At 67.5% G+C, this 15,587-nt stretch carries 17 protein-coding genes; 6 read left to right on the top strand and 11 right to left on the bottom strand.

Translation table 11 applies throughout. The annotated features are described in order from the left end of the window. The 5 genes from ACPYOG_RS15035 to ACPYOG_RS15015 form a co-directional block, all read right to left on the bottom strand. Nucleotides 1–583, bottom strand: a 583-nt coding sequence (locus ACPYOG_RS15035; protein WP_481294990.1) for an alkaline phosphatase family protein, incomplete at its 3' end; no start/stop codon positions are given. Next, nucleotides 580–1,179, bottom strand: coding sequence for a cation efflux transmembrane domain-containing protein (locus tag ACPYOG_RS15030; RefSeq protein ID WP_481294989.1), 600 nt, complete (start codon nt 1,177–1,179; stop codon nt 580–582). The genes ACPYOG_RS15035 and ACPYOG_RS15030, both read right to left, overlap by 4 nt. A gap of 206 nt (nt 1,180–1,385) precedes the next feature. Then, complete coding sequence (locus tag ACPYOG_RS15025) at nt 1,386–1,988, bottom strand: dihydrofolate reductase family protein (RefSeq protein WP_481294988.1); 603 nt, start codon at nt 1,986–1,988, stop codon at nt 1,386–1,388. Between the two features lie 121 nt (nt 1,989–2,109). Next, nucleotides 2,110–2,445 carry a cupin domain-containing protein gene (locus ACPYOG_RS15020; RefSeq protein WP_481294987.1) on the bottom strand — a complete coding sequence of 112 codons (336 nt, stop codon included), beginning with the start codon at nt 2,443–2,445 and terminating at the stop codon, nt 2,110–2,112. A gap of 73 nt (nt 2,446–2,518) precedes the next feature. After that, entirely contained in the window at nt 2,519–3,538 is a 1,020-nt protein-coding gene (locus tag ACPYOG_RS15015; protein WP_481294986.1) for a DUF1996 domain-containing protein, read from the bottom strand. Nucleotides 3,539–3,649: 111 nt separating this feature from the next. Between ACPYOG_RS15015 and ACPYOG_RS15010 the strand changes: the two genes are divergently transcribed. From ACPYOG_RS15010 to ACPYOG_RS15000, 3 genes are read left to right on the top strand one after another with little or no spacing between them, the layout of a single operon-like run. Beyond that, nucleotides 3,650–4,339, top strand: a complete 690-nt coding sequence (locus tag ACPYOG_RS15010; protein WP_481294985.1) for a response regulator transcription factor — start codon at nt 3,650–3,652, stop codon at nt 4,337–4,339. Further along, entirely contained in the window at nt 4,332–5,711 is a 1,380-nt protein-coding gene (locus ACPYOG_RS15005; protein ID WP_481294984.1) for a sensor histidine kinase, read from the top strand. The genes ACPYOG_RS15010 and ACPYOG_RS15005 overlap by 8 nt, the downstream gene beginning before the upstream one ends. 23 nt (nt 5,712–5,734) lie before the next feature. Next, a complete protein-coding gene (locus ACPYOG_RS15000) occupies nt 5,735–6,328 on the top strand; it encodes a DUF5666 domain-containing protein (RefSeq protein WP_481294983.1) in 594 nt (197 codons plus the stop codon). Nucleotides 6,329–6,370: 42 nt separating this feature from the next. Here the strand turns inward: ACPYOG_RS15000 and ACPYOG_RS14995 are convergent, their stop codons facing one another. Continuing rightward, complete coding sequence (locus ACPYOG_RS14995; RefSeq protein ID WP_481294982.1) at nt 6,371–7,723, bottom strand: YibE/F family protein; 1,353 nt, start codon at nt 7,721–7,723, stop codon at nt 6,371–6,373. Nucleotides 7,724–7,755: 32 nt separating this feature from the next. After that, nucleotides 7,756–8,322, bottom strand: a complete 567-nt coding sequence (locus ACPYOG_RS14990) for a TetR/AcrR family transcriptional regulator (RefSeq protein ID WP_481294981.1) — start codon at nt 8,320–8,322, stop codon at nt 7,756–7,758. 78 nt (nt 8,323–8,400) lie between these two features. Here ACPYOG_RS14990 and ACPYOG_RS14985 point away from each other — a divergent pair, with 78 nt between their 5' ends. Next, a complete protein-coding gene (locus ACPYOG_RS14985) occupies nt 8,401–9,120 on the top strand; it encodes an SDR family NAD(P)-dependent oxidoreductase (protein WP_481294980.1) in 720 nt (239 codons plus the stop codon). 22 nt (nt 9,121–9,142) lie between these two features. Here ACPYOG_RS14985 and ACPYOG_RS14980 read toward each other — a convergent pair whose 3' ends face one another. Together ACPYOG_RS14980 and ACPYOG_RS14975 are read right to left on the bottom strand one after the other, a co-directional pair. Continuing rightward, nucleotides 9,143–9,652: a P-loop nucleotide/nucleoside kinase family protein gene (locus ACPYOG_RS14980; protein ID WP_481294979.1), complete on the bottom strand. Its 510-nt coding sequence runs from the start codon at nt 9,650–9,652 to the stop codon at nt 9,143–9,145. 66 nt (nt 9,653–9,718) lie between these two features. Continuing rightward, complete coding sequence (locus ACPYOG_RS14975; RefSeq protein WP_481294978.1) at nt 9,719–10,720, bottom strand: cellulase family glycosylhydrolase; 1,002 nt, start codon at nt 10,718–10,720, stop codon at nt 9,719–9,721. 258 nt (nt 10,721–10,978) lie between these two features. Between ACPYOG_RS14975 and ACPYOG_RS14970 the strand changes: the two genes are divergently transcribed. Beyond that, on the top strand, nt 10,979–11,281 hold the full coding sequence (locus tag ACPYOG_RS14970) for a hypothetical protein (protein WP_481294977.1): 303 nt from the start codon (nt 10,979–10,981) through the stop codon (nt 11,279–11,281). A 112-nt stretch (nt 11,282–11,393) separates the two neighbouring features. On the opposite strand, the gene ACPYOG_RS14965 is transcribed toward ACPYOG_RS14970, so the two are convergent. Together ACPYOG_RS14965 and ACPYOG_RS14960 are read right to left on the bottom strand one after the other, a co-directional pair. After that, nucleotides 11,394–11,801 carry a hypothetical protein gene (locus ACPYOG_RS14965; RefSeq protein WP_481294976.1) on the bottom strand — a complete coding sequence of 136 codons (408 nt, stop codon included), beginning with the start codon at nt 11,799–11,801 and terminating at the stop codon, nt 11,394–11,396. Nucleotides 11,802–11,949: 148 nt separating this feature from the next. Continuing rightward, entirely contained in the window at nt 11,950–12,132 is a 183-nt protein-coding gene (locus ACPYOG_RS14960) for a DUF1737 domain-containing protein (RefSeq protein WP_481294975.1), read from the bottom strand. Between the two features lie 213 nt (nt 12,133–12,345). Between ACPYOG_RS14960 and ACPYOG_RS14955 the strand changes: the two genes are divergently transcribed. Then, nucleotides 12,346–15,587, top strand: a 3,242-nt coding sequence (locus ACPYOG_RS14955) for a glycoside hydrolase family 2 TIM barrel-domain containing protein (protein ID WP_481294974.1), incomplete at its 3' end; no start/stop codon positions are given.

Below are 15,587 nucleotides of genomic sequence, written 5' to 3'. Positions count from 1 at the left end.
TCGTCACACTGGGGAAGTAGAGGAACGGGTTGTGCTTCACCGCGTAGCGGCTCGTGTTCGCGGTCGTGCAGGGCGCAGGCATCGACTCCGCATACATCCGCCAGCTGTGTCCCGTGCTGTCGAGTTCTTGAGCGATATTGGGCCCGGTGTCGAGGCAGGAGCCGCCCGGAGGGTTGCAGTCGCTCGTGATGCCCGCCGTGGTGCCGCTGGTGAGTGCGAGGTAGTTGGGCAGACTCGGGTGCGCCACCGCCGAGTACTGCTGGGCCTGCGCCCCGGCCTGTGCGAGGGCGTTGACGAATGGTGCGTCCGGGTTCCCGAGCACGGAGGACGCCGGCTTGTTCTCCTCCACGATGACGACCACATGCTGCAGTCGAGCGGGGGTCGGGGGAGCAGGCGGCGCGGCCGCGGGCGAGCGGGATGCGGTCGCTCGGCCGGGGCTCCCGTCCGCGTTCGGCTGCGGCCCGCTCCCGGGGCTCCCGCCCGGGTTCGGCTGCGCCCCGCTCCCGGTGCACGCCGCAAGGGCGAGGAGAAGGAGCACTCCGCCGCCCACGATCGATGGCCGCCTCAGCATTCCGGAACTCATTCCCGGAAGATCTGCACGGCTTCCCGCACGGCGTAGACCACGATGACGAGCCCGGCGACGGGATCCGCCCACCACCATCCGAACACCCCGTTCAGCGCGATCCCGACCAGAACACTGCACGCGAGGATGCCGTCGACGAGAGTCACGCGCCCCTCGGTGATCAGCACCCGGTTGCCCAGGCGCCGACCCACCCGCGCCTTGCCGAAGGCGAGCGCGAACATCGCCGCCGCCGTCGCGGCCGTCCATCCTGCCCCGGCCGGTGTGGGAGCGGCGCGATGACCGGCGACCAGTGCGACGGCCGCCTGGACCAGCAGGTAGACGGCCAGGAGAGCGAAAGCGACACCGATCAACCGGAGCGCCAGCCTCTGCCGCCGCTCATCGACACCGGTCAGCTCCCAGATCACGACGATGCTGGCGAAGATCTCGATGAGACTGTCGAGGCCGAATCCGAGGAGTGCGACGGAGGCACTGGCGTAGGCGAGCACGGCGAGTACGGCCACCCCGACCACGTTCCAGGCGAGCGTGATCGCTTCGAGCCCGATACCCGTCCGGACCAGCCGGCGTCGGGCATCCATCGAGAGCGTCGTGGCGGTCACAGGCGCGCCCTCCTGACGGTGCGGCGCGGGCAGCGGGCGAAGCGGACCAGGCCCTCGATTCGTTCCATGGCTCCAGTCTCCGGGCCTCGGCGCACCGACGACAACATCCCGGCCGAACTGTGGAGAACTCGCAGACGAGCGGCGTCTGTGTGCAACTGTCCGATTGACGCCCGTTCTGAACCCGGCCAACCGGCCGCGGCCGTCCCTCAGCCCCGGGGCGCGTCGCGCTCGACGAGGTAGTGCGCGATCGTCACCCCGGTGCTCGTGCCCTGAGTGCGGAGCTGCCGGAGACGCACCTCCGGACCGCGATCCGGGAACAGCCGCTCTCCCTGGCCGAGAACCAGCAGGTGGACGAAGAGCAGTAGTTCGTCGATCAGCCCGTGCTCCAGGAGCGTCCGGACGAGCTCACCGCTGCCCATGATGCAGAGATCGGCGCCCGGCTCGCGTGTGAGTGCACGGATGCCATCGACGACGGACCCGCTGATCAGGGTGGAGTTCGGCCAGGCCAGAACGGTCTCGGGATTGTGCGAGACGACGTACTTCTGGGCGCTGTTCAGGCCCTCCTTGAAGGGTCCGCCCTCGATGTTCCAGTGTCCGAGCATGTCGTCGTAACTGCGCCGGCCCAGCAGGAGACGCATCCCGCCGGCCTGCACGACGCGCTCACCGAGGACGGCCGCGACCTCATCGTTCACGGCGCCCTGCGCCCACCCGCCGCGCGTGAATCCGCCGCGGGTGTCCTCCTCCGCACGCCCGGGACCCTGGATCACGCCGTCGAGGGTGACGTGGTTCGCGACGTAGATGCTGCTCATGGTGAAGCCCTTCCTGTTCGTCGAAGCCGAGGCACCATCGCCTCACTGACGATACGAACGAGCGCGCCGGAATTCGACACCCGGGACGAGTCCGAATGCAGGCGAGCGGGAGAGCCGGGACTCACTCCACCGGCGTGAGTTCCGGCACCTCGCCTGGCCCGTTCAGGAAGTAGCCAAGGAAGGTCACACCCTCCGAGGTCGCGTCGAATCGGTCGATCACGTGGGGGGCGGCGGGCTCGTAGAACACATCCCCGGCCCTCAGCACGGTCTCGGCTCCGCCATCGACCTGCACGGTCGCCGACCCCTTTTCAATGCTGCCGAAGACCGGCCCGTTGTGCCAGTGGGCGCCGCCTGCGACGCCCGGCTGCAGCGTGATGCGCCGCACTTCGACCGCTGCGGTCGTGATGTCGGGCAGGGCCTGGCGGAGGAGGGTCTCTCGCGTCACCGGTTCAGTCATGCATCCAGCATGCCCCAGCCGGGCGAAGTGCGGATCGCAACGCTCGCGGCACACCGAGAAGGGCCCCGCATTCTCACGATCGGCGCCGCTTCGACTGCACCTTGCCTCCCATCGGGATGGCGTCCGCACCCCGCACCGGGCCGCAACGCACCTGCGCGGTCACGCAGGCAGCCGTGTTCGCATCCATGCGCTGCTGGTTCCAGCCGCTGACGAAGTCGGCGTGTCCGGTCACCGGGGGTCCCTGGGTCGACGGTCCCGTCGAGAGCGTGATCCCGCTCCCGCTGCTGGTGGAGTAGCTGACGTGCAGGACGAGCTGCGGGATGTGGACGGGATGCGACGACGGGCATCCCGCATCCGTCGCGTACACGGCGCCGGAGCGATCGCGGCCGTCGAACGTGTGGCCGTCCCAGCAGTTCGGGAACGTGATCACCAGTCGCAGCTGCGAGCCTGCCGGGCAGTCGTGGGGGAGGGCGGCGCGGTGAGGCCTCGGATCCGACCGCGTCACCGTGCACGTCCAGTCCACCACCGAGGTGCTCTGCGGCGCCGTGGCCGTTTCGTTGCCGGCGATCAGGCTGATGCCCGCGGGCATGCTGACCGTGCTGGATGCGATGGAGGCGGGGGAGCGCCAGTAGAGGAGGGTCCGCGACGGCGTCAGCGCCCGGCCGTTCTGGTAGACGACCGGCGTCCAGTAGGCCGAGGCATCGGCCGTCGTGGTGCAGGTCGTCTGGCCGCCACGCAGACTCGCGGCCGTCGAGGAGGCGGTGACCGCCCGGTTGCCGAAGAAGTCGTGCTGCATCGACATCCCGGTCATCCCCGGCATCATGATGGGGTCGTTCGGGGCCCGGGATGCGGGGGAGCAGGTGTCGGTGAAGATGCCGGGGTTGGAACCGCCGGATGGGAACCCCGCGGTGGAGACGTGTGGTGGCGTCGCCGTGGTGACGGCCGCAGCGGTGACGGCGGCGGTTCCGGCCGCCAGGACGAGGGCTGCAGCCGCGCCGAGAGCGAGAGCCCGGGTGCCGCCGAGGCGGGAGGGGAGGGGACTGCGGCCGGGTGAGCGCCCGGGCGAGCGCCGGGAGAAACGGAGAGAAGCCATACCGCCAAGTGGATGCCCACCCCGTTCGGGCCGTGAGAAGGCACTGTAAAGAAACGGTAAGGCGTGAGGGAAATGCACAGGATGCCGCGCCCGGTCCGCAAGGATGGGAAGGTGAGCGAGGAGAAGGGCCTGGTGCTCGTCGTCGAGGACGAGACGACCATCGCCGACCTCGAACGGCTCTACCTCGGCAACGGCGGGTTCGGCGTCCACGTCGAGACGGACGGCGTCCGAGCCCTCGAGGCGATCGCGCGATTGCGTCCGGCGGCGATCGTGCTGGACATCGGCATCCCGGGGATGGATGGGCTCGAGCTCTGCCGGGCGCTCCGTGCGCGCGGCGACTGGACTCCTGTCGTCTTCGTCACGGCCCGCGATGACGAAGTGGACCGCATCCTGGGCCTGGAGCTCGGTGCGGACGACTACGTCACCAAGCCGTTCTCGCCGCGAGAGCTCGTCGCCCGGGTGCGTGCGCTCATCCGGCGCGGGATGGTGCAGACCGGTCAGGAGCTCCGGCGTGTCGGCGCCATCGGGCTCGACCCGCTGCGGCGGCGCGTGGACGTCGCCGGAACACGCGTCGAGCTGACCGCGACCGAGTTCGAGCTGCTCGAGCACCTGATGTCCCAGCCGGGCCGCGTCTTCACGCGCGAGCAGCTGCTCTCGTCCGTGTGGGGCGTCGCCGACTACAGCAGCAGCCGGACCGTGGATGTGCACGTCGCCCAGCTCCGCCTGAAGCTCGGTGAGGCGGCCGGCTTGATCCGCACCGTCCGCGGTGTCGGCTACAGCGTGGCGGAACCGGATGCGTGAGGCCGCGCCCCGCCGATGGTGGCGTGGGTCGCTGACCGGCCGGATCATGCTCGGCACCTTCGCGGTGAGCCTCATCGCCGTTCTCGTCACCGGGATCGTCGCGCTGCAGGTGGTGCAGACGCTGGCCGAGACGCAGGCCCGCCAGCAATTGAAGGCGCAGGCCAGCGCACTGGTCGAGGCCCGCGCGACCGGCTCGCACGTCGCAGGGGCGCGGCTCGCCGCCCTCGGAGACCGCTTCGCGGTGGTCGACGCGGACGGCACAGTGACGGGGGTCGCGCGGGCGTCGGTCAGCCCGTCGGTGGTGCGGCAGCTGCAGTCTGGTCGGACGGTGTCCGGCACGACGACCCTCGGCGGCAAGGATGCGGTACTGGTGGGCATTCCGACGGCGGACGGCGGCGGAGTGGTCGGCGTTCGCAAGGTCGCGGACATCGCGGCGGGGAATGCGGACCTCATCCGCTGGCTCCTCGTCGCTCTCGCCATCGGACTCGCTGTGGCGACTGTCGCCGGCGTCCTCCTCGCGCGCCTGCTCGGCCGTCCGCTCACCCGGCTCGCCGGAAGCGCGCGTGAGCTGGCAGCGGGCCGGCGTGGTGTCCCGATCGCGGACGAGCCGGTGGTCGAGATCGAGGACATCGCCCAGGCACTGCGGGGACTCGACTCGGCGCTGTCGGTCAGCGAGGACCGCCAGCGCGAGTTCCTGCTGTCGGTGTCGCACGACATCCGCACTCCGCTCACGGCGATCCGCGGCTATGCCGAAGCTTTGGCCGACGGGTTGGTCGCTCCGGAGGAGGTGGACCAGGTCGGGGGCACGCTCTCGGCCGAGTCGGAACGACTTCGGCGGTTCCTCGACGACCTGCTCGAACTCGCACGGCTGGAGGCCGAGGACTTCCCCCTCAACCCCCAGCGCTTCGACGCCCGGGAGACCGTGGAGCGTGCGGTCGCCGCCTGGACCGGCGCCGCCTCCCGAGCAGGCGTGCTCCTGCGCGCGGACGTCCCCGGTGAACCCGTGGAGGTGACCGCCGACGGGATGCGGCTGCGGCAGGTCGTCGACGCCCTGATCGAGAACGCCCTCCGCGTGACTCCCGAGGGTGCACCGATCGTGGTCGCCTTGGAGGGCTCGAACGGCATCCTGCTCGCGGTTCGGGATGGCGGCCCCGGCCTGACAGCGGAGGATGCGGCGGTCGCATTCGAGCGCGGTGCTCTCCACGAGCGCTACCGGGAGGTGCGCGCGGTCGGAACGGGACTCGGCCTCTCCATCGCGCGACGGCTCGTCGCCCGCCTCGGCGGCACCATCACCGTCGGCGCGGCGCCGGAAGGGGGAGCGGCCTTCGTCGTCTCCTTACCGTCCTCTTACATTTCCCCGGCGGAGCGCTGACATGGGGCTGTGACGATGAGGTCATGGATACGAACGACACCCCCGACCCGACCGACCGCCCCGAGACGGACGACGCCGCGGAGACCCTCCGCCTGCCCGTGACCGACCACATTCCCGAGGCGGTCGCGGCGACGGACACCCCTCGCGAATCCTTCCTGCAGCGGCACTCGATCGGCGTCGGCGTGGCGGCGGCCGTCCTGGCCGTCGTCGTGGTCGCCGGCGGAACCGCCTGGGGCGTCTCCGCCGCGGTGGCGAGCACACAGACCACGGCAGGAGCCGTCGTGGCGCCGATGAGCGCGACTCACACGGTCGGACCGCACGCCGGCACGTCCGCCAAGCACAAGCTCCACGGAGCCCGCGGAACCATCACCGCCATCAACGGCGACACGTGGACACTGCACTCGGCCTCAGGCACGACGGTCACCGTGAAGCTGACCTCGACCACGGCCTTCGGCACCAAGAAGACGCCCGCCGCTCGCGAGTCGTTCACAGTGGGCGAGAATGTCGGCGTGCTCGGAAAGCGCTCCGGCGACTCGGTCACCGCCACGCGCATCGTTGCCCTGCCGCTGCACGCGCACAACGCCACCCCGAGCGCGGCGCCGACGCCGAGCACCTGAGGCCGGAACGCAGAGCCGTCGGCGGCTCTGCGCCGCGGGCGCTCAGAGCCGTCGGTCGCTCGGCTCCAGAGCCGGTCGCGGCATGAACGAGTGCCACCGAAGTTTGAGTGTCTCGATCGGCTGCACCACCTGCCGGGCGCGGTCGTGCGCCGGGACGAGTGCGACCGCGATCGCCGTGGTCGCCGGCACCGCGAGAACCAGTCCGATTCCGCTGCAGAGAGTGCGGACCACTTCGGCGGCGAGGTCTTCCTGCGAGAGCAGGCTCACAACCGAGCGGTCGTAGAGGTAGAGGACGATGAGCACTGCCATCGCCGCCCCGGTGTACGCGAACGCGATGGTGTAGATCGTCGAAGCGATGTGGTCCCGGCCGATCCGCATGGCGGCGGCGAAGAGTTGGCGACGCGAGAGATCCGGGGACGCGGCGCGAAGCTCCCAGACCGCCGACGCCTGCGTCACCGTCACATCGTTGAGCACACCGAGCCCCGCGATCACGATCGCGCAGGTGAGCAGCCCGCGGAAGTCGATCTGCGTCACGCCGGCGAGCATCCCGCCCACGTCGCCGGTGACGCCCGTGAGGTGCGTCGTCGTCACGGCCAGCTGAGCGATCCCCGCCGTCATGGCGATCCCGAACAGCGTCCCGACGAGCGCCACGCTCGTCCGGATCGAGGGCCCGTGCGCGAGGTAGAGGACGACGAACATGATCGCCGATCCACCTACGATCGCGACGGCGAGGCCGGGCTTACCGGTCACGAGGGCGGGGAGGACGAACTGGATGAGCATGAACCCGGTGAACCCCAGGGCTACCAACGCCATCAGCCCGCGCAGGAGGCCGATCGCGATGACCACCGCCACGAACACGAGCAACCAGATCGTCAACGACTGGTCACGCACCACGCCGTTGACCGTGATGCCCTGCGTCTCGCTCGGGTCTGCTGCCGTACTTCCACTCTGCTTCCCCTGAGCGGCCGCCTGGGGCGGAACCACCAGTTCCAGCTGGTCGCCGACGTGCAGGCCAGCCGTCGCGTAGGGCCAGAGGATCGGTAGGGCGATGGTTCTCCCGGTGCTCGGGCCGTCGAGGAGCGTGACCTCGGACTGCTGGCAGGCCCGCGTGTCGCCCGCCCCCGTGGATGCGCTCGACGTGGCTGAGAAGTAGCCGGGACATCCGTTGGAAAGTTTCACTATCCTGCCCGTCGGGAAGGTGGTGCCTCTCGGAGCGAACTCGATGCGGGACGACGCGGACGCGGCCTGGGCATGGTCCGGCCACAATGTGAACAGTCCGATCACGGTAGACAACCCCGCCGCGGCCAGGACCACGAGCAGGACGAGGCGTGGGACGCGATCCGTCGGCACCTTCCAGCCGGAACCGCCAGGTGAATGGACGTGGGCGTGCGCCATGGGACCTCCGGTGCGGGACAGAGGATGCCAGGCTAGCGCGGATCCTCTGCGGGTCCCTGGGACCTCCGAATGGATGCGAACAACGGTTCCAGAATCAGCGCCACTTCCTCGCCCTCCGCCCCGTCCAGGGCGGGGAGGTCGAGAAAGTGGCGGGCGATCGTGATGCCGAGGATGCTCGACACGATGAGTTCGGCGCGGAGGTGGGCGTCATCCCTGTCGGAGGCGGCGGCGAGGACGTCGGCCCGGCCCCGCAGGTAGTCGCGCATGACGGCCGCGGCGTCCGGTGAGGTCAGCATCGAACGCATCAAGGCACGGGTCGCCGACGGCAGCTCGCGGAGGCGGACATCGAGCACGTCGGCCAGATGACCGGCGATGTCATTCTCGGCGAGCTCGTGTGCCGGCCGGACCGCCAGCGAGAAGAGCGCCTGCTTGGATCCGTAGTGCTGCAGCACCAGCGACGGGTCGACACCGGCGCGACGCGCGATCCCGCGAATCGTCCCACCATCCATTCCGCGTTCGCCGAATTCTTCCTGCGCCGCGCGGAGGATTTTCTCAGCCGTCGCCTCGCGACGTTGTGCCCGCGTTGTCTGCTGCGCCATCCATCCACTCTACAACCGTTGAGCGTATGGTAGCGTTCCGCTCTACGAATGATGAGTGAATGTATCAGGAGGACGACCATGGGTGATGAGACACGGCTGACGACGGCACACGGATCCGTTCTGGTGATCGGCGCGTCGCGTGGCTTGGGGGAGGCGATCGCCGAGACGTATGCCGGCCGTGGTGCGAAGGTCGTGGGGACCGTCCGCGGGGATGCATCCACGCCGCTGCACGAGTTCGCGGCCCGTCGCGAGGGCTCCGTAGAGATCGAGCACGTCGACATCGACGAGCCCGACGCGCTGGATGCGCTGGCCGAGCGGCTCTCCGGGCGCAGCTTCGACCTCCTCTTCGTGGTGGCGGGGATCTCTCTCGCTCCGATGGAGCAGATCGCCGCGGAGGTCGCCACGGAGGATTTCGTGCGAATGATGGTGACCAACGCCCTGAGCGTCATCCGAACGGTGGAACGACTGCAACACCTCGTGGATCCGACGGGCACGATCGCGGTCATGTCGTCCGGGCAGGGCAGCATCGCGAACAACGGGTCCGCGGGTTTCGAGGTGTATCGGGCGACGAAGTCGGCGCTCAATCAGCTGATGCGCAGCTATTCCGTCCGCCACGCCGTCGACGACCGTGCCCTTCTTCTCCTGGCGCCCGGCTGGGTCAAGACCGAGATGGGCGGCCCGCGCGCGAAGCTGGAAATCGGCGACAGCATCCCGGCCCTCGTGGACACCGTCGAAGCTCAGCGGGCGAAGCCTGGCCTGCAGTACCTCGACCGCAACGGCGCAACCATCCCGTGGTGACGCGACGCAGACGCGCCGGCACTCATCCCAGCCAGCCGGTCCAGGTGAGGATCTCGCGAACGGACGCATCGACCGTCGCTGGATGGGTGACCACCTGGAAGTGCCGGATGCGCTCGTGATCCGACCGCGCGTGGTAGACGTCGACCCACGTGCGCAACGCTTCGGCCCATTCTTCCGTGGGCTCGCGTTCCGTGACGCGTTCTTTCAACACGTCGATCGGTGCGGTCGTTTCGCAGATCAGCAGCGTTGCCCCGGGCATCGCCTCACGGATGAGGTCCACCTCCTGCTCGTCGTTGAAGACCAGCGGGATGATCAGTTTGATGCCCGGGGCGGCCGCCACATAGTTGGGCCAGATGGCACGAAGGTTGTCGCGCGGGAACCACCGGCCGGGGTACGGGTGCACCAGGCTCAGCTCGTCCATGTCGATCACGCCGTGCGCGATGTCAGCGACCCGAAGGGCCTCGGAGAGCGCCCGGGCGAGGGTGCTCTTCCCTGAACCCGGCGAGCCGTGCAGCACAAGTACGTCTGTCACAAGCACCCATTATCGCGCCGGCCCCGGCCGCCGGCCGTCGTATTGCCGGTCGCCGTCGGTGCCGCCTTAGAAGCCCCACCCCCAGCGCACCTGCGTGACGGCCGACGAGTTGTTGTTGCTCAGACTGCTGCCATTGTGGCTTTCCATGGAGTAGTTGTCGCCTGTCTTGAGTCCTGCCCACACGACGGTGCCCATCCCGGCGGAGCGGGCGGTATCCGTGACGGCTGCGAAGTAGGACTGCACGAGCTGGCCGTTGTGGTTGGCGAGGTAGTTGATTCCGGTCGTCATCGGGCCGCCGAACTCGTCGATGATCGTTCGGCTCTGGTACGCGCCGATCCTGCCGTCGAGGTTCGACACCCAGTCCGCCTCCTGCGTGGAGCTCGCCCAGGTGCTGTAGAAGTGCAACGAGAGGATGGTGCCGGTCAGTGAGCTCGCCGCTCCGACGGTGGTGACGTTGTCGTTGTAGCCGGTACCGCTGATGATCACGCGTCCGCGCGGGATGTTCGAGTGAGCCGACAGCCACGACGCGCAGATGGAGATCCACTGGCTGGAGGAGTACCCGAACGGCTCGTTCAGCGGCTCGAAGTACACGTTCGCGTTGCTGCCGTAGTCGTTCACGACGGTGTTCCACATCGTGTTCCAGTCCGTCATGTTCGTGATGGTGCCGGTCGTGTTGCTCTCGGTCCAGGCGCTGAGGATGACATTCATCCCATCGGACAGCGCGGCGTCGATGGCGCCCTTGTACCGACCCCACCAGACCGAATTCACGCCGGGAGGATTGATCGGAAGTCTGACCGTGTTCGCTCCGAGGTTGTTCTTGAACGCCGTGATGTAGCCGTTGGCGATGGAGTGAATCGTGGAGTAGCTATCGCCCGACGCAAGCCCGTCAGGGATGGCCCACCCCGTGTTGTAGTTGTCCCGGGTGTCCGCCCAGTTCACCCCTTTGAACTGAGTGGTCGCCGCCTGCGCGGGAAGGGCGGGTCCCGTCAGTACGGCAGCCACCGCCGCTGCTGCAGCGAGTAGTGCGAGTCGTGACCGCAGCATGCGCGGACGGACTGTGATCGTCATTGATCTCCTTGGATTTTCACTTGTGGGCGCGCCAAAGACGACGGTTTGGAGCGGGAAGTCCGTCCGATCTCATCGTGGCGCTCGATGCGATGTTTACGTCAACATCGTGATCATCTCCGACCGGGATTGTGTTGTCAAGCGCGCGCTTCGGGTGCGCGAATACCGTTAGCCGGAGTTCATAGCGGGGGTCCCGCGGGAGCGCTCCGGACGATCGACCCGTCGACGGCGATACTCGCCGTCGACGGATACGCTTGCGGGATGGACGCCGGGAATGTCGGGGAGCCGCGGGCCGTTACGGTGGGCCGCGTTCGTGGCGTGCGTTGGAAACGCGGGTGGCTGGTCGGTGGCGTAGCGATCGCTGCCTATCTCGCGGCTGTGGTCTTTGGGGCAGTGACGCATCAATCGACCGACGGGACCACTTACGGAACGACGGTTATCGGCAAGCACCATGACGGGCAGGACTGGCAGCTAGACGTGATTTCCGGGCGTCACTCGTGGACGGTCCATGTCGACCACCGCGAGTACGAGTCCTACCAGGTCGGCGACAACTACAACGGCTGACGTCCTGGATGCGTTCCTCCGGTCGGTGGGGAGAGGAGGGTCGTCAGATTTGGAGGCTGCACCGCTGGTTCTGGCACTCTCGCCGTTCGACCCCGGAGTGGTGAGCGTCCAGCTATGGGTGGGTCCTGGGTGCGTGGGTGTCAACCTCAAGCACGAGGTCGGTCTTGCTATCGCCAGGAATCACATTAACGGTGCAATTTCCGAGGATCCACTCGGTGCCAGCGGGTCGATAGCCGAGTGCTGTAAGTCGCGCGATGAGCTTGTTGCCAACCGCGGTCCCGGTCAGTGTGATGTTTGCCTGCATGGTCCAGCCACCAACGCCCAGCGGTGTAAACCCTGTGTTGTCGAACTCACGGGTGACCGTGACGTGACCAATGTCGTCGAGTTGCAGTTGCGACTCCACAACGTGCAACGGATTCTTATACGCGGCGCTGAGGTTCGTCGACAAGTACCAATTGATCAAGATCGTTACTGCCCAAGCCACGAGCGGCAGGAAAAGAGCAATTGCAAGGATCCACACGCTTGCACGCAAGCCTCGAACTCGAGGCGGCCGCTGAGGCGGCAAGGGTGTTTCCGGCCGTGAGTCCATGACTGGTCAAGCTACCAAGCAGGTGCCAGCACTAGCCAGCACCCCATTCGGGACATGCTGGTATCGGCCGTCTCCCTCCTCAGAAGCGCGGAAGGATGACGGCTTGCGCGGCGACCACCTTCTCCCCGTCGTAGGTCAGCGCCGGCGACCCGTACAGCTGGTAGCCCTCGTCGAGGGCGTCGCTGACTCGTTTGCAGAAAGTGGCGTCGTCGGGACCGGTCAGAAGCCGGTACGGCAGGCGCGCTGTGTTGTCTTCACTCATGCCGCCATGCTCGCACATGCCTCGCAAGTGGACGCCCCGAGGCTTATGTAAAGACAACCGAACTCGGGCTCTCGACGGTCGACAGGCAAGAAAAGGCGCCGGGCACCATACCGACGAACCGGTACTGAACATTCCGTTCTGTGACCGGTCCCATACGCTTGTATGTGACCGGTCACAGGGCTATATTGAACCAACTTGAACAAGGGAGTGCAGGTGAAATCAACGATGATTTCTGTTTCCAGGATCGCCACAGGCAGCTTGCTCGCCGGCGTCCTCATCGCCAGCTCGCTCACCGCCGCAGCGCAGGTCGCTTCAGCTGCGACGGTCGCGCCGCCGGCGGCAGTGGACGGCTACCAAACCGCGAACGACGGTGCGATCGCAGCGGTCGACCTCTCAGGGACCTGGGGCTTCACCCCGGTGAGTCCGGCGGCGTCGGCGACGACCATCCAGGTGCCCGGAGGCGGTTGGTATAAGCAGGGCTTCACATCCACGACCGAGGGGATCTACTCGCGTTCGATCACGGTGCCGGACTCCGGCGCGCCGCAGACGGTGCGTCTGGAGCTGGGAGCCGTGAACCATCAGGCGACGGTGGCGATCAACGGCGCCGCCGTGGGCACGAGCACGCAGTCGTTCACCGGAGCAACCTTCGATCTCACGCCGTTCGTGTCGGCCGGCGGGACCTACACGGTCACGGTGGACGTCAAGGGACGCGGCGCTCTTCTGGCTCCATCCGGCAAATATGCCGTGGCTGAAGGTGCCGAGTGGTCCGAGGCAGTGCCGCAGGGCATCTACCGGTCGGCGTTCCTCCGCGTGTATCCGCGTGCGTACGTTTCGGACACCTACGTCACGACATCGGTGGCCAACAACACGGTGAGCTACACGACCACGGTGACGAACACCTCCAGCACCGCGCAGAATGTGACGCTGAGCGGCTCGTTCTCGTCGTGGAACAACTCCGGCTTCACCTATCCGTCGGTTCCGTCGACGAACGTTTCCGTTCCGGCCAACTCTTCCGTGACGACCACCGTCGGTCCTCTCGCGTGGACGGCAGGGGCGGCATCGCTCTGGTGGCCGAACGTGCCCTATACCGCCGGCTATCGCGCGCAGCTCCACGTCCTTGCCCTTCATCTGCAGGGGAGTGGCTTCAGCGGGGATACCCAGACCCGCTTCGGATTCCGGGAGTTCACCTTGCCGGACAATTCGACGAACTACCTCCTCAACGGTGTGCCTGTGAACCTTCGTGGCGACGATCTGCAGGGCGCCGACTTCGACCGGATCGACAACGGCGGCAAGGGCGACGCGTACGACACGCTGCCCGGGTTCCTCCCGCCGGCCGGCGGGAACGGTGGATGGCCGCAGGCTGTGGACAACTACCAGCGACTGAACTACAACATCGTCCGCATCCACCAGGAGCCGGCCTCCCCGTACATGATCGACACTGCTGACGAGCTCGGTCTGATGATCATCGACGAGACGGCCATTCGCGGCTCCGCGAACCGCGAGGACTTCGTCGCCGGACACGACCAGATGGTCAACCACGCCCGGCAGCTGGCCCTTCGTGACCGTCAGCATCCCGCGGTCGTCATGTGGAGCCCGTCCAACGAGGCCAACCTCGCGACCACCGACTCCGAGCAGTTCCAGGAGGATCTCTATCACGCGATCCGCGGAGTGGACCCGACCAGGCCCATTCAGGTGGAGTACGGGACCGGCACGAGCTCCTACCCGGACATGACGACAGCCAACGGATACCCGCAGTACAACGGCGTCGGTCATTATCTCGACGGGTTCTCCACGTACGGCACCACGCTTCCGACCAGCACGACCCACCCGAACGGTGAAGGCGAATACGTCTGGCCCGGCGGCAGCACCCTGAACGGTATGACCCTGTTCGCGACCAGCACCATCGGCAAGCGTGGCAAGGGCGGGGCTGACCTTCGCCCGTACACGCTCCTGTCGGCGTGGGACGGCTTCGTTCCGGGCGTCAAGTCGACCGACTTCACGACAGAAGAGCGGCGGAATCCGCTGTTCGGTGCCGACAACCTGACGGACCCGTGGTCCAACTCGCGAATCCAGCTGATCCAGAAGGCGTTCAACCCGGTCGCAGCGGTCGACCTGCCGTTCTGGGATGCCAGCGGACCTTCGGACAGCAACGGCACGTTCCCCGTTCCGACGAGCGTGCCCGACTACGCTGCGGGGCAGGCGGTCAGTCGCACCGTGACGGTGTTCAACGACACCTTCGCGGGAACCACCGTGGGATTCAGCTGGACCGCGAACGCGAACTCGCCGACCGGTCCGGTGATCGCCTCGGGCTCGAGCAACCTGACGGTCCCGCTCGGTGGCCGCACGAACACCTCGGTGAACTTCACGGCCCCGGCGAGTGGAACGAACGCGTACCTCACATTCACGACCACGAAGAACGGGTCGACGCTGTTCAGCGACTCAACGGAGTACCTCACGACTCTCGGGTCGACGAGCGTGGATGACGCCCAGCTGGGCACGGGCACGAACCAGTTCAGCTACACCGGCAGCTGGCCACACGGCGCGAACGGAGCCGGCCTGTTCAACGGGACGAACTCCTACAGCAGCACGACGGGCGACACGGCGACGATCGCATTCAGCGGCACCTCCATCCAGTACTTCGCGGTGAAGGCTCCCAACCACGGGATCGTCGGAGTGTCGATCGATGGCGGCGCTGAAACCCAGGTCGACCTGTATGCCGCGATTCGGGCGGGGGACCAGCTGGCCTGGACGAGCCCGACGCTGTCCGCAGGCAACCACACGCTGACCATTCGCGTCACGGGCGCCAAGAACGCGAGTTCTACCGGTGCCTACGGCGTGATCGACCGCGTCGTCCTGCCGGCAGCGTCGGCACCGGCGTCGGCGATCGTGGATGACAGCGTTCAGGGCACGGGTGCGAACCAGTTCAACTACACCGGGAGCTGGGGCCACACGTCCGGCGAATCGGGTCCTTACAACGGGACGAACTCGTACAGCAACACCACGGGAGACACCGCCTCCTTCGCGTTCAACGGCACCTCAGTGGCGTACTACGCGGTGAAGGCGTCGAACCACGGGATCGTCGGAGTATCCATCGACGGGGGAGCCGAAACCCTCGTCGACCTCTACGCTTCAGCGCGTGCCGGCAACCAGCTGGTCTGGATGAGTCCCTCCCTGTCAGCGGGCAACCACACCCTGACGGTGCGGGTCACCGGTACGAAGAACGCCAGCTCGGCGGGCACCTACGGAACCATCGACCGCGCGTCGACGGTTGCCCCGGTGCTCGTGGATGACAGCGTCCAGGGCGGCACGGGTGCGAACCAGTTCAACTACACCGGGAGCTGGGGCCACACGTCCGGCGAATCGGGCCCGTACAACGGCACGAACTCGTACAGCAACACCACGGGAGACACCGCCTCCTTCGCGTTCAACGGCACCTCAGTGGCGTACTACGCGGT

Source organism: Leifsonia sp. HAY1-4F (assembly GCF_056755275.1).
Note: the sequence above shows the minus strand (reverse complement) of the source record. Positions and strands in the feature narration are given on the sequence as shown.